Annotated in this window: 15 protein-coding genes; 9 read left to right on the forward strand and 6 right to left on the reverse strand. The window is 46.9% G+C overall.

The window, feature by feature from the left end; translation table 11 throughout:
• Positions 1-28: 28 nt before the first annotated feature.
• The 5 genes from EXU57_RS05030 to EXU57_RS05050 all read right to left on the reverse strand — a co-directional run bounded on the left by EXU57_RS05030 (position 29) and on the right by EXU57_RS05050 (position 7227).
• Positions 29-976 carry an isoaspartyl peptidase/L-asparaginase family protein gene (locus EXU57_RS05030; RefSeq protein ID WP_133267087.1) on the reverse strand — a complete coding sequence of 316 codons (948 nt, stop codon included), beginning with the start codon at positions 974-976 and terminating at the stop codon, positions 29-31.
• A gap of 142 nt (positions 977-1118) precedes the next feature.
• Positions 1119-2108 carry a bifunctional heptose 7-phosphate kinase/heptose 1-phosphate adenyltransferase gene (locus EXU57_RS05035; protein WP_133267088.1) on the reverse strand — a complete coding sequence of 330 codons (990 nt, stop codon included), beginning with the start codon at positions 2106-2108 and terminating at the stop codon, positions 1119-1121.
• A 4-nt stretch (positions 2109-2112) separates the two neighbouring features.
• Entirely contained in the window at positions 2113-3537 is a 1425-nt protein-coding gene (locus EXU57_RS05040; protein WP_133267089.1) for an APC family permease, read from the reverse strand.
• Positions 3538-3838: 301 nt separating this feature from the next.
• A complete protein-coding gene (locus EXU57_RS05045) occupies positions 3839-4429 on the reverse strand; it encodes an OmpH family outer membrane protein (RefSeq protein WP_133267090.1) in 591 nt (196 codons plus the stop codon).
• A 383-nt stretch (positions 4430-4812) separates the two neighbouring features.
• Positions 4813-7227, reverse strand: coding sequence for a prolyl oligopeptidase family serine peptidase (locus EXU57_RS05050; protein ID WP_133267091.1), 2415 nt, complete (start codon positions 7225-7227; stop codon positions 4813-4815).
• Positions 7228-7626: 399 nt separating this feature from the next.
• Between EXU57_RS05050 and hisG the strand changes: the two genes are divergently transcribed.
• From hisG to hisB, 4 genes are read left to right on the forward strand one after another with little or no spacing between them, the layout of a single operon-like run.
• Complete coding sequence (gene hisG, locus EXU57_RS05055) at positions 7627-8484, forward strand: ATP phosphoribosyltransferase (protein ID WP_133267092.1); 858 nt, start codon at positions 7627-7629, stop codon at positions 8482-8484.
• A gap of 52 nt (positions 8485-8536) precedes the next feature.
• Complete coding sequence (gene hisD, locus EXU57_RS05060; protein ID WP_133267093.1) at positions 8537-9829, forward strand: histidinol dehydrogenase; 1293 nt, start codon at positions 8537-8539, stop codon at positions 9827-9829.
• 42 nt (positions 9830-9871) lie between these two features.
• The gene (gene hisC, locus EXU57_RS05065) at positions 9872-10948 is read left to right on the forward strand and encodes a histidinol-phosphate transaminase (RefSeq protein WP_133267094.1); all 1077 of its coding nucleotides are present in this window, start codon (positions 9872-9874) and stop codon (positions 10946-10948) included.
• 5 nt (positions 10949-10953) lie between these two features.
• Complete coding sequence (hisB, locus tag EXU57_RS05070; RefSeq protein WP_133267095.1) at positions 10954-12096, forward strand: bifunctional histidinol-phosphatase/imidazoleglycerol-phosphate dehydratase HisB; 1143 nt, start codon at positions 10954-10956, stop codon at positions 12094-12096.
• Between the two features lie 122 nt (positions 12097-12218).
• Here hisB and EXU57_RS05075 read toward each other — a convergent pair whose 3' ends face one another.
• Positions 12219-13481, reverse strand: coding sequence for a metal-dependent hydrolase family protein (locus EXU57_RS05075; RefSeq protein WP_133267096.1), 1263 nt, complete (start codon positions 13479-13481; stop codon positions 12219-12221).
• 429 nt (positions 13482-13910) lie between these two features.
• Here EXU57_RS05075 and EXU57_RS05080 point away from each other — a divergent pair, with 429 nt between their 5' ends.
• The 5 genes from EXU57_RS05080 to EXU57_RS05100 all read left to right on the forward strand — a co-directional run bounded on the left by EXU57_RS05080 (position 13911) and on the right by EXU57_RS05100 (position 18542).
• The gene (locus EXU57_RS05080) at positions 13911-15338 is read left to right on the forward strand and encodes an anthranilate synthase component I family protein (protein WP_133267097.1); all 1428 of its coding nucleotides are present in this window, start codon (positions 13911-13913) and stop codon (positions 15336-15338) included.
• 75 nt (positions 15339-15413) lie between these two features.
• Positions 15414-15983, forward strand: coding sequence for an anthranilate synthase component II (locus EXU57_RS05085; RefSeq protein WP_133267098.1), 570 nt, complete (start codon positions 15414-15416; stop codon positions 15981-15983).
• Between the two features lie 38 nt (positions 15984-16021).
• A complete protein-coding gene (gene trpD / locus EXU57_RS05090) occupies positions 16022-17014 on the forward strand; it encodes an anthranilate phosphoribosyltransferase (protein ID WP_133267099.1) in 993 nt (330 codons plus the stop codon).
• A 22-nt stretch (positions 17015-17036) separates the two neighbouring features.
• Positions 17037-17849, forward strand: a complete 813-nt coding sequence (gene trpC / locus EXU57_RS05095; protein ID WP_133267100.1) for an indole-3-glycerol phosphate synthase TrpC — start codon at positions 17037-17039, stop codon at positions 17847-17849.
• 9 nt (positions 17850-17858) lie between these two features.
• Positions 17859-18542: a phosphoribosylanthranilate isomerase gene (locus EXU57_RS05100; protein WP_133267101.1), complete on the forward strand. Its 684-nt coding sequence runs from the start codon at positions 17859-17861 to the stop codon at positions 18540-18542.
• Positions 18543-18583: the final 41 nt, after the last annotated feature.

Here is an 18583-nt window from a genome sequence, read left to right on the forward strand (position 1 = left end):
GTCATTATTCTTGACTGGAGGAACCATCTTATTTATAGATTGCGACCTCATTTGTACCGTCGCTGCTTTTTACACCCCGGTACATGCCGGCGCTGTTGAATACAAGTGCAGCGTTGCCCTGGTTATCAACCCCAATCAATCCGCCTTCACCTTTCATTTCAACAAGTTTCTTTAGTACAACTTCGTTACATGCGTCAAGGATAGACATATTCTTGTGCTCCATAAGTGCGCTTACCCGGTGTGCAGCAACTGCCCTGATAAAGACCTCGCCATGGCCGGTGCAGCTAATTGCACAAGTCTCATTATTCGCATAGGTACCCGAGCCAATCATCGGACTGTCGCCGATACGGCCGTATTTTTTATTGGTCATCCCGCCTGTGCTCGTTGCGGCAGCGATGTTGCCGTTTACATCACAGGCAACGGCGCCAACCGTACCAAACTTCTTGTCGCGAAGGAGTTCCTCTATTCCCTGGTGGGTGTGATCGAGAGAGTAGTTATCAGAGTCGCGGATTGCTTTCCATTGGTCGTACCTGAACTGTGAAAAGAAGTATTCATCAGGCTCCAGTTTAACGCCTTGCTTAATTGCAAAATCGTTTGCGCCTTTTCCGCTGAGAAAAACATGGTTACTGTTGCGCATTACCTCCATGGCAAGCTCTATTGGGTTGCGCACACTGCGTACTCCGGCCACTGCTCCGGCCTCAAGGTTTTCGCCATCCATTATCGCAGCATCCATTTCCTGCACACCTTTTTTTGTAAAGACCGATCCCCGGCCGGCATTAAAAATGATGTTGTCTTCCAAAACAACTGTTGCGGCCTTAACTGCGTTTACTGCAGATCCGCCTTCCTCCAGTACCGCAAAACCTGCGTTTAAAGCATCTGTCAAGCCATTGAGGTAAGCCTTCTCTAATTCAGGTGTAATGTCTTCTTTAACGATTGTTCCGGCTCCTCCATGAATAACAAGTGTAAGCTTTTGCATGATCTGTTGGTAGTTTGTATATGCGCGAAATTATGGGTTTGTCGCTGCGTCGCTGCTAATAAACTGAATCGGCGCAATAGGGGGCAGACGCTGATACAAAGATAGGATCGTGTTTTTCTGTGGTAAACTGCCAGCATCCTAATCAGGTCAGTAACTCTGTGCATTCGTCGAATAAGCGCTGTTTGTTAATGGCCACTGTGCCAACCTCTTCACATACGAGGCCACCTGCAAGGTTTGCAACAGCAGCTGATAATCGAATGTCGGAAGTGGCAGCAAAAACCAGTGAAGCTACCGCGATGACGGTATCACCAGCTCCACTTACATCGGCAACCTTGCGCACATGTGTGGGAATGATGGTCGCAGAACCGTTTTCCTGGTAGAAAACACCACGTTCTGAAAGCGTGATAAGGGAAATTTTATGTTCCAGCACCTCCTTGAGGCGGCGGTGAATGTCGGGAAGTGCGTCATCGGATAAACCTTCGGGTAGCAGGTTTAAGGCAGCCTTTACTTCGGCAAGGTTGGGTTTAAAAATTGTTGCACCCTTGTAGCTGAAGAAGTTCTTTTGTTTTGGATCAACTGTAACGGGGATTTCAAGTTTGGCGCATAGGTCTAGTATTTCCCGGATTGTTTTTGGTGTAAGCACGCCTTTGTTGTAGTCTTCAAAAATGACCACAGCTGGTTTTTGTTCGTGCACAAAAGCCCGGAATTTTTCGATGAGTTCACTTTCTTCTGCGGGATTGAGGTTAGTGGTAACTTCCGAGTCAAGTCGCATCATCTGCTGGTTACGGCAAATGATCCTCGTTTTGTTGGTAGTTATACGGCTTTCACTCGCAACAAGGTAATTTGTGTCAATCTGGTTTTCTTTAAACAGGGTTGTAAGCTGTCGTCCTTCTTCGTCTTTCCCTATCACTGAAAACAGGCTGGCAGATGCACCAAGAGCAACGATGTTTAAGGCAACATTCCCCGCACCCCCAATCCTTACCTCCCGGTTCTTTAGGTCGACGATAGGCACCGGACCTTCGGGAGAAATGCGGTCAACCGTTCCAAACCAATAAGTGTCCAGCATAACATCCCCAATAACTGCCACTTTTAAGTTCAGGAACCTGTTGAAGATTTCGTGAAAGTCGTGCATAACATTAAGAAGGTTTTTTGCTTTGCAAAGAAAGGTAGTACAATGGAATTCCGGCAAGTACAATCACTAATCCCGGCCAGGTGTAAACCGGCTTATAGATGATGAGTGCGAGGCAGAATACTGCGGCAAGCAGAATGTATACGGCGGGAAGTATGGGATACCCAATGGCTTTATAGGGACGCTCAGAGTCAGGAGCCTTTTTGCGCAAGATGAAGATGCCGGCGATGGTTAGCATATAAAAAAGCATCACAACAAAAGAAACATAATCAAGCAGGTCGCCATACTTACCACTAAGGCAGAGTATACTTGCAACCAGGCACTGCAACCACAATGCATAGGCGGGTACCCCGTTTGAATTTAGTTCGCCAACCTTTTTAAAAAACAGCCCATCTTTTGCCATGCTATAATAAACCCTTGCCCCAGCCAGAATAAGCCCGTTGTTACAACCAAACGTGCTGATCATAATCATCAGCGCAATAACGATCGTGCCGGGACGGCCAAAAATTACCTGTGAAGCAGAAACAGCAACCCGGTTTTCAGGTGCAAAAGCAATTTCCTGGGTTGGCAACACCGACAGGTACATCAGGTTTGTAGAAATATAAATTACCGAAACGATAACTGTACCCAGCAGAAGACTTAATCCTATGTTCAGTCGTGGATTTCGAACTTCTCCTGCTATAAACGTAACGTTGTTCCAGGCATCGCTGCTAAAAACGGAGCCCACCATCGCCGACGCAATTGCACCAATGCCTGCGGCGCCGGCAAGGAACAGCCAAACGTTGTCGGTAGAGGTATTGGTTCTTGAGGCATGTTGCATTAAACGCCAGGGATCGCTCCAGTTTGCATGCCAGACAGTGGGATTAAATACAAGCAGGCCCGCTATAATCAGCGCAAACAAAGACAGCAGTTTTGTAGTAGTAAAAATATTTTGTATCCACTTTCCGCCCTCTATCCCTTTCGTGTTGGAATAACTTAACACAATAATCAGGATGATGGAGGTAACCTGCGCTGCTGAAATGTTTAGCGAACCTATGTTGAGGAGGATGTTTTTTTCACTTAAAGCAGGGATGAGGTAGGCCGCGAATTTTGAAAAGGCAACGCCAACTGCTGCAATGGTTCCGGTTTGAATAACCGCAAAAAAGCTCCAGCCATATAGAAAGCCCATGAGTGGATTGTATGCGGCCTTCAGGTACACATATTGACCGCCTGCCTTTGGAAACATTCCACTTAGTTCGCCATAGCTGAGTGCAGCAATCACCGTCATAAAGCCGGTAAGTACCCAGGCAAAAATGAGCCAACCGGCGCCACCAACGTCTTTAAGCATGTCGGCACTTACAACAAAAATTCCTGAACCAATCATGCTTCCTGCAACGATCATTGTTGCATCCCAAAGGCCAAGCGAAGGTTTAAATTGAGCAGTTGATTGCATGTAGGAGTTGAGCGATCACACCCGGATTTGAGCGCTTCGCATGAAGATAAGGATTTGATGGCAGACGCCATCAGCGTTGCTGACACGTTGAAGAAAGCTTATACGCAGCCCATAAACTGGCTATCATCTGCACCAACCATTAAAGCATAAGCGGGTTGAGTCCCGGGGTGCTATCGAATGATTGTTAGTGCGAGCCATGCATGTGGGTAAAACTGCGCGTTCACAAGAATTATTCATCCTGCAGATTATAACACCCGGTAAGTGGCAATAATACCCGTATATCGAGGGACTAAAAAATGGTCTAGTCTTTTTTCTTGTAGAGGTCGTTCAAACCGCGAAGCACGTCGGCAGTTATGTTGAATGAAGAGTCTTTATAGTAGAATGTGCCGGGCTGGTAAGCAAGTATATAGGAGTAGTTTTTATTTGTATTGTAATCTGCTAAAAAGCTTTCTATCCGTTTGTTTACTTCCTGCATTTTCTTGAAAGTGGCATCCTGCATTTCGAGACCCATTGCCTGCTCACGGTCCTGGATCCTTTTTTGTTTTTGCATGAGTTCCTGCTGGGTGCTGCCTGCTTTCTCCTGCGACATGCCGGGTGCTTCCTGGTTAAACTTATTAACCTCCTGCATATAACTGTTTTTCAATTTTGAAAGTTCGGAGTACAGGGTTTGCTCTTTTGTTTTCAGCTGGTTCCGAATGTCTTTGAGGTATTCGTAATTGTTTTCAATGGAGTCCATCTCGAAGTAGGCAATCTTGAAGGCACCGCTTGTTTCTGCTTTAGGCGTACTTGCAACATTGGTCGTTTTTTTTGGTGTACCTGAAAAGTGCAGGTAGAAAAGCACAGCCACCAGGATGAGCAAAACGACATTAGAAACCACCAGAAAATTTTTCATGCAAAGATTTTATGTGGGCAAAGTAAATGGAAAGGCTAAAACAAAACTTGTTAAAAAGGTTAACATTCTACTAACGTGTTGCTAAATCGGTATAGCTACAGTTAAGGCATTGGCAGAGGACCGGGTAATATTTAGAACAAGCGTATGATAGCATATTGCATTTGATGGGAAACACGCGGCCAGCTAAGCTGCTTTCTTATAAGTAGCCAGGCTACAAAAGGGGCCCTTGTAGTGCAAGTGCTGTAGGATTGCACCATGCCTGATGCCATGGAAAACCAGTCGATGAACCGAGCGTGGCAACGATGATCCATTAATAACCAAATGCCGGTCACCAAAAAAAACAAACAGGAAGTGGTGCACTTCCTGTTTGACCTGGACGCGACTTATGGGTTTGTGGACTGCTTACCTGTAGGTTTAAGGTACTTCGTTAACCATTCGTTCATCTCCCAAAGCATATGCAAAAGGTTTTCTTTTCCGGTGTACCCATGAGACTCGTAAGGTAGAACAACATACCGAACGGTGCCGCCGTGCCCTTTGATAGCATTGTACAAACGCTCACTTTGAATGGGGAAAGTTCCGGGATTATTGTCCGCTTCTCCGTGGATGAGGAGGATCGCATCTTTAATGTTATTTGCATAAGCAAACGGGCTCATCCTGGTGTAAACCTCGGGAGCCTGCCAGAAAGTACGTTCTTCGTTCTGAAAGCCAAAAGGGGTAAGGGTTCTGTTGTAAGCACCACTGCGGGCAATGCCAGCTTTAAACAGCCGGGTATGTGCCAGCAGGTTGGCCGTCATAAATGCACCATAACTGTGGCCACCTATACCAACCCGGTTGCGGTCGCCAACACCCATCGCCACAACTTTATCGATTGCGGCCGCAGCGTTCCACTCAAGTTGTTCAACAAAGTTGTCGTTCGGGTACTTTGTGCCCTCGCCAACGATCGGGAACTCCGTTTCGTCCATAACCGCATAACCCTGGGTTACCAGAAATACACAGGAGCCCGAGCCCAAACGGGTAAACGTATTCTGGCTTCCCCTTACCTGCCCGGCATCTGCAGCACTCTTAAACTCCCGCGGATAAGCCCACATGAATACGGGTAGTGGTCCATCTCTCTTTGCATCGTACCCTTCGGGTGTGTACAATGTCGCGGTAAGGTCAACACCATCTTTTCGCTTGTAGAAAATCTTTTCTTTTTTAACCTTCCTGAGGGCAGGCTGCGGGTCCTTGAAATTAGTTATAGCCTTGCTGGTGTTGTTAGAAAGGTCGCGGATGTAATAATTTGGTGGTTCAGTTTGGCTTTGCCTGCTGGTTACGAAAATCTTTTTCTCGCCATCTACCACATTTACCACGCTTTCGTAGTAAGGATCAGCGCTTCTCCAGATAATATTAGTTTTTAGCGTTGCAAGGTCGAAAGTTGCCAGAAAGGGGTATTCGCCTTTTTCCGAAGCGCCGGGGCCACTCATGAGCAATTGTGTTCCGTTGTTGAGTAACTGCACAACGTCGCGGCCGTAAACATTTTTAACCGTGTTAGGCGTACCCGGGTTGTTGTAGGCGTCGTTTGTACTGCGTTCGATCAACTTTTGCAGTTCTCCTGTTTGCGGGTTAAACCTGCTGATCCGAACTTTTTGTTCACGCTGTAACCCTTCTGTAACAAGCGCGAAAGTGCTGTTGCCCCACTGGATATTCCGGAAGCGGTAGTTGGTTTTTACAAGCTCCTTTGGTGTTCCCGAAAATGGAGCCGACAGGGCATAAACCGCATCGTGAAATTCCATGGTGTTTTTGTACAGGCCGCTGTCCAGGGGCATCGTCCAGCAAATGGTTGCCGACTCATCGTCCCGCCACTCGTATCGTGACGGTGTATTCTGAACATTGTCGAAACCTCTTGGTGCGGTTTCGCGTCCCGGGCTTTTGTATAGGGCCTTAATTTCCTTACCGCTTTTGTCGAGAATTAGTGTGGTAGATGGAAAACCGCTTGAAGGCACCAGGTAAGAAAAAGGCTTTTCGATCCGGTTTACAAGCAGGTACTTTTTATCGGGCGATAAGGTTATGCTGTTGTAAATGGCCGGTTTGCCGATTTGGGTTTCGGTGCCCCCTACGTTGCGGATAAGTTGACCGGTTCCATAGAACTCGAACAATTGTTCATCATAAGGACTTTTGATAAGATCCTGGTAAGTGGCACTTGCAGCTGTTTTGCCAAGGTTTTGTTGTACAACTGGTCCTTTTGGCGCTAGCGGGCGGGCAGGCATTGCGCTTGAAGGTTTGGTGGTGGCGGTATACCAGATCGTGTTGTCATCTTCCCAATGAAAGTTGTCCAACACGTTGTTCAGAAAAGTTTTATTGAGCTTTTTAGCTTGCTGGCTGGCGACGTCGATGACATAAAGGTCTATGCCATTCGCGGTGGTATTGGAGAAGGCAATTTTTGTTCGGGAAGGACTCCACTGGGGAATACCCGCTTCAAGATTTGCGGGCAAACCTTTTACCTGCGCTTCAGCCCCGGTTGCGAGGTTTTTAATTCTGAAATTTACGGAATACACGCTACGAGAGGCACCATAGGTATTGGGATTAATTCGCATACCGGCAATCCGAAGTTCAGGTTGCGCGAGATCCTCAACAGTCGGGTAACTGCTGCGCTCGCTTAGCAGCATGAATTTACCATGATCATCAATACTCACGACCGGTGTTGGAGGCGCCAGTAGAATATCCGCCATCGCCTTGGGTGGGGTTTGATAGGTTACAGCATCCTGCGCATGGAGGTGGACAGTAATAAACAGGAATAGAATAGGAACAAGTTGTCTCATATACATCAAATTTGCAATAAAGGAAAGGTTTGAAGCCAGGCGGAAGTTATGCCATGTTTGTGATTTTAGACCGGGGAAAGATGGCGGCTTTCGCCAGATTTCACAACCAACCCATGCTGCCGGTTGATTAATTCGAAAATGGCTGGTCTTGTAAGTAACCGGTACAGGTAAACTGATTTATTTGGTAAATACAGGTTGACCATTATCTTTGCCGCATGAAAACAACCATGCATTTTCATCGCCATCATGTTATACCCCTCGGGTAGGCCGGTGTTGTATGCATATATAAATACATTGAAGGCTTACCGTTGAGGTAGGCCTTTATTATTTATGGCTGTTTTCAGGTGCCAGGCAGGTGCATTATTAATTACTTCGGTAAATCAACTTTTTCGAAATATCATGGGCTTAACAATTGCAATTCAGAAGTCGGGCAGGTTACACGATGATAGTATTAAACTGCTAAAAGAATGTGGAATAGACATTGCCAATGGTGTGAATAAATTGAAGGCTGAGGCAAGCAATTTTCCCATTGAAGTTTATTTTCTACGCGACGACGACATTCCACAGTATGTTGAAGACGCTGTGGCCGACATTGGGATCGTAGGAGAAAATGTGGTTTATGAAAAAAACAAGAAAGTTGAGGTTGTAGAAAAACTGGGATTTGGCAAGTGCCGGTTAAGCATAGCGGTTAGTCGTAACGAGAAATATGATGAACATTCCAATTACCTCGAGGGTAAAAGAATAGCCACCACCTATCCGCACATTGTACAAAAGTACCTTGATGAAAAAAACATCAATGCCGAAATTCACGAGATCAGCGGAAGCGTTGAAATTGCTCCGGGCATCGGCCTGGCGCATGCCATCTGCGACCTCGTGAGCAGTGGTTCTACCTTGTTTATGAATGGGCTCAAGGAAGTTGAAACCATCCTGCAATCGCAGGCGGTACTGATCAAACATAAGGGGCTTGGTGCCGAGAAACAACAGATCCTCGACAAGTTGCTGTTTCGTTTCCAGGCCGTTAAAAAAGCAAAAAATAATAAGTACATATTATTAAACGCACCGAACGAAAACCTTGCTGAGATCGTTAGCCTGTTACCCGGAATGAAAAGTCCTACGGTGCTTCCTTTAGCCGAAACCGGCTGGAGCAGCGTTCATAGTGTGCTCAGTGAAAACGAATTCTGGGATAACATTGAACGCTTAAAAGCTGCGGGTGCCCAGGGTATACTGGTGGTGCCGATAGAAAAAATGATCATCTAATACAATCCTGCAGTATTGCCAAAGGGTTGTTTCATACCTGCTGAAAACTATAATGAATTTACCAACCTATTTGTATCCCGGTCGTAGTGAATGGCAGGGGCTTTTACAGCGGCCCGTGTTCGATAACAGTTCACTCGAATTGTTGGTGGGCGGCATACTTGCTGACGTAAAAAAAGATGGTGACAAGGCCATCAGGCGCTTTGCCCAAAAATTCGACGGGGTTGAATTAACTGAGCTCGAGGTGTCACCTGCCGAAATCAGCGAAGCCATTGCAACAGTTCCCCTGGATGTTAAACAGGCCATACGTCAGGCAGGTGAAAACATTAGTAAGTTCCATACAGCGCAGCTGGTACAGGAGCAACCGGTGGAGACGATGCCAGGTGTATTATGCTGGAGAAAAAGCGTAGCGATCGATAAAGTTGGATTATATATTCCGGGTGGTACTGCGCCGCTGTTTTCAACCATTCTTATGCTGGGCCTGCCGGCAACAATTGCAGGGTGTAAAGAGATTGTGCTTTGTTCCCCACCCAATAAGGAAGGCAAGCTCCACCCGGCAATCCTGTTTGCGGCGCATCATGTCGGCATCACCAGAATCTTTAAAGTGGGCGGCGCCCAGGCCATTGCTGCGATGGCTTATGGCACTCAAACCATCCCTGCGGTTTATAAGATTTTTGGTCCGGGTAACCAATATGTAACAAGTGCGAAACAACTGGTTCAAAAAAGTGGTGTGGCCATTGATATGCCCGCGGGTCCCAGTGAAGTTGCGGTACTCGCGGACGACACTGCCAACGCAGGATTTGTTGCCGCCGACTTACTGAGCCAGGCCGAACATGGCGCCGACAGCCAGGTGTTGCTGGTAACCACTTCGGAGCAGTTGGGACGTAACACAGAAGCAGCATTAGCACAGCAGCTTCAATCGATTGGCCGTAACGAGCTTGCGGTAAAAGCACTTGCAAACAGTAAGGTGATCGTGGTAAAAACAATGGGTGATGGAATAGACCTCATTAACGAATATGCACCTGAACACCTGATCATAAGCTGTGCAAATGAAGAAGCGGTTTGTTCGGCAATCGTAAATGCCGGTTCGGTTTTCCTCGGCAATTATTCACCCGAAAGCGTGGGCGATTATGCAAGCGGTACCAACCATACCCTACCTACCAACGGATACGCCAAGGCATACAGCGGGGTTAGTGTCGACAGCTTTGTTAAAAAGATCACTTACCAGAAGCTAAGCAGAACCGGACTTGCCGCAATCGGCCATACCGTGCAGGTGATGGCCAATGCTGAGGGTCTTGATGCACATGCGCGCGCCGTGAGCATCCGCCTGGAGCAGATGGCGGATTAGAACAATATTTATATCTACTGATCTACTACAATACGAAAAGATATGTTTGAGCTGGAAAAACTCATTCGTGAGAACATTAAAAAGCTGGTGCCATATTCTTCTGCCCGCGATGAGTTTACCGGGCAAGCCAATGTTTACCTCGATGCCAATGAAAATTCGCTAGGCTCGCCGCTGGTGAAATGGTATAACCGGTACCCCGATCCGCATCAAACCCAGCTAAAAGACGCTATCTCACGTGTGAAAGGTGCACCTGCCGAACGCATCTTCCTAGGCAATGGAAGCGACGAATGTATCGACCTGTTGTACCGAAGTTTTTGTAATCCAGGAAAGGACAATGTTATCATCTGTCCGCCCACCTACGGTATGTATGAGGTTAGTGCGAACATCAATGATGTTGAAATTCGGAGGGCCCCGCTGCTCGACAACTTCCAGCTTGATCTTGTGCACATCGAAACCCTGGTGGATGCAAACACGAAACTGCTCTGGATTTGTTCGCCAAATAATCCAACCGGCAATTCTATCGAACGGGAAGATATTGAGATGGTGCTCAACAATTTCAATGGTATTGTAGTCATCGATGAAGCGTACATCAATTTCTCCCGGCAAAAGTCTTTTGTGCAGGAGTTGGCTGACTACCCGAACCTGGTGGTTATGCAAACCTTTAGTAAAGCATGGGGGCTCGCCGGGCTGCGGCTTGGAATGGCATTCGCTTCACCAGAAATCATCAATGTGCTCAATAAAGTTAAACCGCCCTACAACATCAACCAGGCCACACAGGATCTTGCAATGAAGGCATTGGAAGAAGTAGGACAGGTTAACGATATGATCAAAGAACTGGTGCAAATGCGCGATGCACTTGCCGAAGTGTTTCAAAAGCTGCCGGGTGTTCAGGCGGTATACCCTTCCGACGCAAACTTTCTGCTGGTAAAAGTTGATGAGCCCAAAGAAATGTACACCTACCTGCTCGGCAAGGGAATAGTTGTGCGCGATCGAAGCAATGTGATCCTGTGCGAAGGTTGCTTGCGGATTACCATTGGCACCGAACAGGAAAATACCGTTCTTGTCGATGCCTTTATTGATGCAATTACAGAAAAACAGGTTTCCTTAAACCAGAACTAATTCTAATGGCCAAAAGAATACTTTTCATTGACCGCGATGGTACACTTATCAACGAGGCGCCGCCAACCTACCAGATCGATGGTTTTGACAAGCTTACCTTCTACCCCGGGATGTTTCGCTACATGGGCAATATTGCATCTGAGCTCGATTACCTCCTTGTAATGGTCAGCAACCAGGACGGACTTGGCACCCCATCCTTCCCCGATGAAACCTTTTGGCCGGTGCATGACTTCATCATGAAAAGTCTCGAAAACGAAGGGATTCATTTTCACGAGTTCCTGTTCGACCGCAGCTACCCCGAAGAAAATAAGCCAACGCGCAAGCCAGCCACGGGCATGATGACTGCTTACATGGATAACCCCGATTTTGATATCGCCAATTCGTATGTGATTGGCGACAGGATAACAGATGTACAACTGGCTAAAAACCTCGGCTGTAAGGCGATCTGGATCAACAACGACCCAAACCTTGGAGGTGGTGAAGTAAAGGATAGACAAGAGGAACTGCGCGAAGTAATAGCACTTGAAACCCGCGACTGGAAAGATATTTATGCTTTTCTAAAACTCGGTCTCCGTAAAGTTGAACACCAGCGGAACACCAACGAAACAAAGATTACGGTCAATGTAAATATGGATGGCAGCGGCAATGCTGCAATTGATACCGGGCTTGGATTTTTCGATCACATGCTCGACCAGATTGCCCGTCACGGTAAGATTGACCTGGCCATAAAGGCCAATGGCGATCTGCACATCGATGAGCACCATACCATTGAAGACGTTGGTATTGCCCTTGGTGAAGCTTTTGCGCTTGCGCTTGCCGACAAACGCGGTATGGAACGGTATGGATTTGCATTGCCGATGGATGAAGCAGAAGCGAAAGTGCTCATCGATTTTGGTGGCCGCAACTGGCTGATATGGGATGCTGAGTTTAAGCGCGAGAAGATAGGGGAGATGCCGACAGAAATGTTTTTTCACTTCTTCAAGTCGTTCAGCGACGCGGCAAAATGCAACCTCAACATCTTTTGCCGGGGCGAAAATGAACACCACAAAATCGAGGCAATATTTAAAGCTTTTGCAAAAGCTATCCGGATGGCGGTAAAGCGCGACCCATTTTCCAATCACCTGCCTTCAACAAAAGGGGTGCTTTAACAGCGGGTTTGCGCCTGCAAGCATTTTATGGACCCGGCGGTATTGCTTCTATGGGGCAGCAGGGCGGGGCAAACTGCTACGCATCTGTGCTTGTAATTGACTTACAGTTCACACATAAAACATCAGGGAGTGGCGCCTGGCACCTTGTATAAAACGCCATCCTTCATCACGAGCTGTATATTTCGAACTGCTTTAATGTCCCTTACCGGATTCCCACTAACCACGAGCAGGTCCGCGGCCAGGCCTTTCCGGATCCGCCCTATCTGCCCGGCATAGCCGAATACGTCGGCGTTTACGGAAGTTGCGGAACGTAATACTGCAATGGGCTCCATACCATATTCAACCATCATTTCCATTTCGCGTGCATTATCACCGTGGGTAAAAACACCTACGTCGCCGCCCATGCAAATGGTTACACCGGCTGCAAGTGCCAGTTTGAAGCTCTTCCGTTTGTTTGCAATTTTTTCCGGCTCGGGATCAATGCCCTTTCGCCAACCCCGGTATTGGGATGTTGCATCGCCTGCCGCGAGGGTAGGGCATAGTGCCACCTTGCGTTCTTTCATTAGCCTGAATATACCTGCGTTGCCGTCGTCACCATGTTCAATGGTAGATACACCAGCCATGATGGCTCTTCGCATCCCTTCGGGTGTTGTTGCGTGAACCACAATTTGCCGGTTTCCACTGGCAGCAATGGCCACTGCTGAAGCGAGCGCTTCAACACTAAAAGTAGGCAGGCTCTCCCCATTTTTACCCCAACGGTAATCACCATATATCTTTACCAGGTCAGCACCTTTGCCTATTTGGGTTCTTACTTCATTTGCAAGGTCCTCCATTCCGGATACTTCAGCTGCACCCTGTGGGACCTCAATGTCGGCTGACTCCGATCGCGGTCCATAGGTTCCCGTTGCAACAATGGCTTTTGTTGCGACAATCATCCGGGGGCCGGGGATAACGCCTTTTTCGATTGCCCGCTTTAGGCCAACGTCGTCGAAGGCCGCTCCTTCAGTGCCAAGGTCGCGTACTGTAGTAAAGCCTGCCATTAAGGTAGCCTTTGCATGCACAACCGCACGTGCGGTTCTTTCAGCGCGGCTTTCCCTTAGTACCTGGTCGTTCCAGCTCGTTTCGTTGTACGGGTGTAAGAAAAGGTGTGAATGTCCTTCTATGAGCCCGGGCATTATGGTGCCGGACAGGTTGATAATCTTTGTGCCGGCCGGTACCCCTTTCACTTCGCCAACAGCCTCTATGAGCCTGTTTTTTATAAGTACCGACCAACCTTTATGTATCGTTTCACCATCGAAAAGCTGGTCGGCCTTTACCAACACATAACTGTCCTGGGCCAAACACAACGCGGGAAGCGAAAACAAAAGAAAGATGATAATGCGCATAACGTCTTTTTGTAGTTGCAGGATGTCGGGCAGGCAACGGGGTAAAGATAAAAGCTTATGGCCTGTCCCGCTAGTTTAAACGTAGCTGATAAAAGTGGCCGGCTCATACAATCAGCAACAAAAAATATCACTTGTATTACCATTTTCGGGGGCCGCAAAGCTTTCGGTTTAACGGCGGCAGATGGTCGTAAAATGTTGAAGAATAAGATTTTTAAAAAAGCATAAATTTATTTGCATGTAATCTATTTTCCTGCATCTTTGTAACGTGAAAACAATAAAAAATAACAATTGGTGGCATAGCATCTCCTTCCCGGGGTAGCTATGTTTTTGCTTTTGTTGCAACATAATTAAGCCCTGGCATCAATAAAGCCGGGGCTTTTTCGTTATACACCGGTTGTCGCCTTTTCACCGTACCCTTATTCCGATTATATGAAACCCATTGTTTTTGAGACGGTTTGTAAAAAAATGCTGGCAGATGTATTTACGCCAGTTGGTATTTTCCTGAGACTTCGCGATCGCTTCCAGGGAAGTATTCTTATGGAGAGCTCTGATTTTCATGCAGGGGAAAACAGTTTTTCTTTCATCGGTATCAAGCCGATTGGTGGTATAGAAATCAGTAACGACCAGGCCTTCGAATTTAAGTATCCCGGCGAGCAGGTGGTTCGAAAAAGACTGAACAACAAGGGGGAAGTGGTTAAAGAACTTAATGCTTTCCTGCAAAGGTTTACACCAGCAAATAAAGCACCCATCCAGGCAGCACAGGGTTTGTTTGGCTACACTACTTACGACGCCATCCGCTTTTTTGAAGACGTTAAAATGGATGCAAAAAGGGGCGAAGCCGGCCAGGTGATACCGCTCATGCGATACCGCCTGTACCAATATGTAATTGCAATCGACCATTATAAAGACGAACTGTATGTTTGCGAAAACCGCATCAATGGCCTTGAAAGCGAGCTCGACCTTATTTTATCACTAATTAAAAGTAAGGATGTACCGGTTTTCCCGTTCCGTTGCAAAGGACAGGAAAGCTCAAATATGTCCGATGAAACCTATCGCCAGATGGTTGAAACCGGTAAAAAGCATTGTCATCGTGGCGACGTTTTCCAGGTTGTGCTTAGCCGTCGTTTTCAACAATCGTTTACTGGTGATGAATTCAATGTTTACCGTGCACTGCGTACGGTAAACCCAAGTCCATACCTCTTCTATTTCGACTATAACGACTACAGGCTGATGGGATCTTCGCCCGAAAGTCAACTGATCATACACAACAACAAAGCTATTGTACATCCCATTGCAGGTACATTCAAGCGTACCGGCGACGATGCACAGGATGAAGTTCTTGCCGACAAGTTATTAAAGGATCCAAAGGAGAATGCCGAACACGTGATGCTGGTTGATCTTGCCCGTAACGACCTTAGCCGTCATGCTGATGAGGTTGAAGTAACAAGCTATCGTAAGGTGCATTTTTATTCTCACGTCATTCACCTGGTGAGCGAAGTTTCGGGTCGTCCTAAACAAGACACCAATCCCTTCGAATTGCTTGCCTCAACCTTTCCTGCAGGTACCTTAAGCGGTGCGCCTAAAGTAAGGGCGATGGAAATCATCCATGAAAACGAACCCACCTCACGAAGTTTCTACGGCGGCGCAATAGGAATGATTGGCTTCGACGGGCAGTTGAACCATGCAATTATGATCCGGAGTTTTTTGAGCAAAGACAATACGCTGTACTACCAGGCGGGGGCAGGTATAACAGTAGCATCAAATGCCGAAAGTGAATTGCAGGAAGTTCATAACAAACTAAACGCATTGAAAACAGCGGTAAAACTCGCAAACGATCTTGATGAAGAGCAGGCTTAGCAAGGGAACGTTCCCGTCGCTTGCACAGACCCCTAATTAGTTATTCAACTCCAAATATCTCTTAAGGTTCCGGTTATGAAAATCCTTGTTTTTGATAATTACGACAGCTTTACTTACAACCTGGTTCACCTGGTTGAAAAGATTACCCACATTAAGGTAGATGTGTTCCGGAATGACCAGATCGCACTTGAAGACATCGAAGCCTATGATAAGATCATTCTTTCACCGGGCCCGGGTATACCGGTAGAGGCGGGTTTATTGCTCGATGTGATTCGCGAGTACAAATCGCGCAAGTCTATTCTTGGTGTTTGCCTTGGTCACCAGGCAATCGGGGAGGCCTTTGGCGGAACACTTGAAAACCTCGATTCGGTTTACCACGGTGTTGCAACTCCTTGCCGGCTGGTCAACCAGGATGCACCCCTTTTTAAAGGTTTGCCGGGGGAAATTGAAGTGGGGCGTTACCATAGCTGGGTAGTTACAGATGAAAACTTTCCCAACGAGCTTGAGATTACGGCGCGCGACGAAAACGACTATATCATGGCTTTACAACATAAAACGTTCGATATCCAGGGTGTGCAGTTTCATCCGGAAAGTGTGCTTACCCCATTGGGTGAAAACATCCTTCGTAATTGGGTAACAGCCTGATTGTTTCGCTAACCCTTTCGCCTATATCCATCCCCCTCATGAAAAAGATACTACAACACCTTTTTGAACACAAGACGCTTTCACGCCAACAGGCATCGGAAGTGCTGATCAACATCTCGCAGGGAAATTATAATGAGCATGAGATTGCTTCGTTTACTACGGTATACCTTATGCGTAGTATCACAATCCACGAATTGCAGGGTTTCTGGGATGCGCTGATGAAATTATGTGTAAAAACAGATCTTTCACCGTTTAAGGTCATGGATATCGTGGGCACCGGAGGCGACGGAAAGAACACTTTTAATATCTCTACGCTGTCTTGTTTTATCGTAGCCGGGGCTGGACAAAAAGTAGCCAAACACGGCAATTATGGTGTAACTTCTACCAGCGGAGCTTCGAACGTCATGGAGCAGCTGGGTTATAAATTCAAGAACGAAACCGGAGCACTAAGACACGAAGTAGAAGAAGCAGGTATCTGTTTTTTGCATGCACCACTTTTCCACCCGGCCCTGAAAGCGGTAGCACCCATACGTAAAAACCTGGCCGTGCGCACCTTTTTCAACATGCTCGGTCCTATGGTAAACCCTGCTGAACCTGAATACCAGCTGGTTGGCGTTTATAACCTGGAAATGGCACGCATTTACAACTACCTGCTCCAGCAAACCGGCAAACCCTTTACCATTATTCACAGCCTGGATGGTTATGACGAAATTTCCCTGACGGACGACACAAAGGTGATTACCCAACTCGGAGAAAGGGTTTATACACCGGAAGAGATCGGTAAGCGAATGGTAAGCCCGCAGGATATCTATGGTGGCAATACGGTAGAAGAGGCGTCGAAACTTTTCAAAAAGATCCTGAAAGGCGAAGGAAGCTGGGCGCAGAACGCTGTTGTCATTGCAAATGCAGCAATGGCGCTTCAATGCTCAGGTAATTACGATAGCCACGAGCAGGCCTACAAAGCTGCCGTCGACAGCCTCGAAACCGGAAAGGCTTACAATTGTCTTGAAAAACTAGTTAGTTTGCAATAGTTGATCTTACCAAAATATCTACATGAATATCCTCGATAACATCATAGCCACAAAGAAAACGGAGGTTGAACAGAAGAAAGCCCTGGTGCCCGAAAGTGAGTTGAAAACATTCCCGTTTTATACGAGTACATGTAACTCGCTGGTTTCGCAACTGTTAATTGAAGGAGGAACCGGCATTATCGCGGAATTTAAAAGGAAGTCGCCCTCCAAAGGTGTTATTAACGACCAGGTAAACATCGGAACGGTGGTCGAGGCCTATGAAAGCTATGGCGCCGCCGGTATTTCCATTTTAACCGATGAACAGTACTTTGGCGGTTCAATCGACGACCTGATGTATGCCCGCGAGATGGTTGGCACGCCCATCCTAAGAAAAGACTTTATCATAGATGAATACCAGATTATAGAGGCAAAAGCGATCGGTGCAAGCGTGATCCTGTTAATTGCAGCGTGCCTCTCGCCGCAGCGGGTGCAGGAACTTGCGCTATTTGCCAAAAGGTTAAGCCTTGAGGTTTTACTTGAGATACACAATGAGGAAGAGCTCGAACATATTTGTACAGAGGTCGATATTGTTGGCGTAAACAACCGCGACCTGAAAACGTTTACGGTTGATGTAAACCGGTCCATCAACCTTAGCAGTCAAATACCTGGTGATAAAATTAAAATATCAGAAAGTGGGATCAGCGATGTTGAGACCATCAGCCGTTTAAAAAACCATGGGTTTTCGGGTTTCCTGATAGGTGAAACATTTATGAAGCAGCCCGACCCGGCGATTGCCTTTGCTGATTTTGTAACCGCCCTGAAATCTTCCATGCCGGAGGAGTTCTTCAGGGGATAAATCAAGCGGATGGAAACGATAATACCTGCAGGGCAGACCCCTCCCGTAGAAAGGAGAAGTTTGCGAATGAAGGTTTGTGGAATGACAAGCCTCGACCAGTTGCATGAACTAGGTGATATGGGCGTACAGTTTGCCGGTATGATCTTTTACCATAAATCACCCCGCTTTGTCATGCGTCACCTGAAAGGCTATGAAGTAAAAAAGGCAAAGCTAAAGGTGTTTAAGATCGGGGTTTTTGTAAATGCTTCGTACGATGAGATCATGAACCATGTTGACAACTTCGGGCTTGACATGGTGCAGCTACACGGCGATGAAACGCCAAGATTTTGTGAAACGGTTTCCAACTATGTTGCGGTGATCAAGGCCTTTAGGTTAACCGACGATGACCATATAGCATGGAAGATCCGGAACTATATGGACGTGGCGGATATGTTTATGTTTGATACCGAAGGCTCAGGTTACGGCGGAACCGGAAAAAAGTTTAACTGGAATGTCTTAAGGGGAGAACGGATTGACAAACCATTTTTTTTAAGCGGCGGAATACAGCCCGACGACGGGATCAATTTAAAAGAGTTTGCCAGGGAGTCGGTTGCAAAGGACCTGTTTGCCGTAGATATCAACAGCAGGTTTGAAGTGGCACCCGGGGTAAAAGATATGCAACTGGTAAAGTCGTTTGCCTCAACGATAATTTAAACCAAAGGGGTTACCTGCGGTTTAGCATCCAAATATTTTGA

Origin of the sequence: Segetibacter sp. 3557_3, from assembly GCF_004354985.1 — a bacterium.
Taxonomy (GTDB): Bacteria; Bacteroidota; Bacteroidia; order Chitinophagales; family Chitinophagaceae; genus Segetibacter.

Excerpts from the sequence above, each read along its gene's own strand:
- EXU57_RS05085 (WP_133267098.1), top strand. The coding sequence starts at position 15,414 with ATGAAAATCCTTGTTTTTGATAATTACGACAGCTTTACTTACAACCTG.
- EXU57_RS05050 (WP_133267091.1), bottom strand. The coding sequence starts at position 7,227 with ATGAGACAACTTGTTCCTATTCTATTCCTGTTTATTACTGTCCACCTC.
- EXU57_RS05030 (WP_133267087.1), bottom strand. The coding sequence starts at position 976 with ATGCAAAAGCTTACACTTGTTATTCATGGAGGAGCCGGAACAATCGTT.
- EXU57_RS05075 (WP_133267096.1), bottom strand. The coding sequence starts at position 13,481 with ATGCGCATTATCATCTTTCTTTTGTTTTCGCTTCCCGCGTTGTGTTTG.
- EXU57_RS05080 (WP_133267097.1), top strand. The coding sequence starts at position 13,911 with ATGAAACCCATTGTTTTTGAGACGGTTTGTAAAAAAATGCTGGCAGAT.
- hisG (WP_133267092.1), top strand. The coding sequence starts at position 7,627 with ATGGGCTTAACAATTGCAATTCAGAAGTCGGGCAGGTTACACGATGAT.
- trpD (WP_133267099.1), top strand. The coding sequence starts at position 16,022 with ATGAAAAAGATACTACAACACCTTTTTGAACACAAGACGCTTTCACGC.
- hisC (WP_133267094.1), top strand. The coding sequence starts at position 9,872 with ATGTTTGAGCTGGAAAAACTCATTCGTGAGAACATTAAAAAGCTGGTG.
- hisB (WP_133267095.1), top strand. The coding sequence starts at position 10,954 with ATGGCCAAAAGAATACTTTTCATTGACCGCGATGGTACACTTATCAAC.
- hisD (WP_133267093.1), top strand. The coding sequence starts at position 8,537 with ATGAATTTACCAACCTATTTGTATCCCGGTCGTAGTGAATGGCAGGGG.
- EXU57_RS05035 (WP_133267088.1), bottom strand. The coding sequence starts at position 2,108 with ATGCACGACTTTCACGAAATCTTCAACAGGTTCCTGAACTTAAAAGTG.
- EXU57_RS05040 (WP_133267089.1), bottom strand. The coding sequence starts at position 3,537 with ATGCAATCAACTGCTCAATTTAAACCTTCGCTTGGCCTTTGGGATGCA.
- EXU57_RS05045 (WP_133267090.1), bottom strand. The coding sequence starts at position 4,429 with ATGAAAAATTTTCTGGTGGTTTCTAATGTCGTTTTGCTCATCCTGGTG.
- trpC (WP_133267100.1), top strand. The coding sequence starts at position 17,037 with ATGAATATCCTCGATAACATCATAGCCACAAAGAAAACGGAGGTTGAA.
- EXU57_RS05100 (WP_133267101.1), top strand. The coding sequence starts at position 17,859 with ATGGAAACGATAATACCTGCAGGGCAGACCCCTCCCGTAGAAAGGAGA.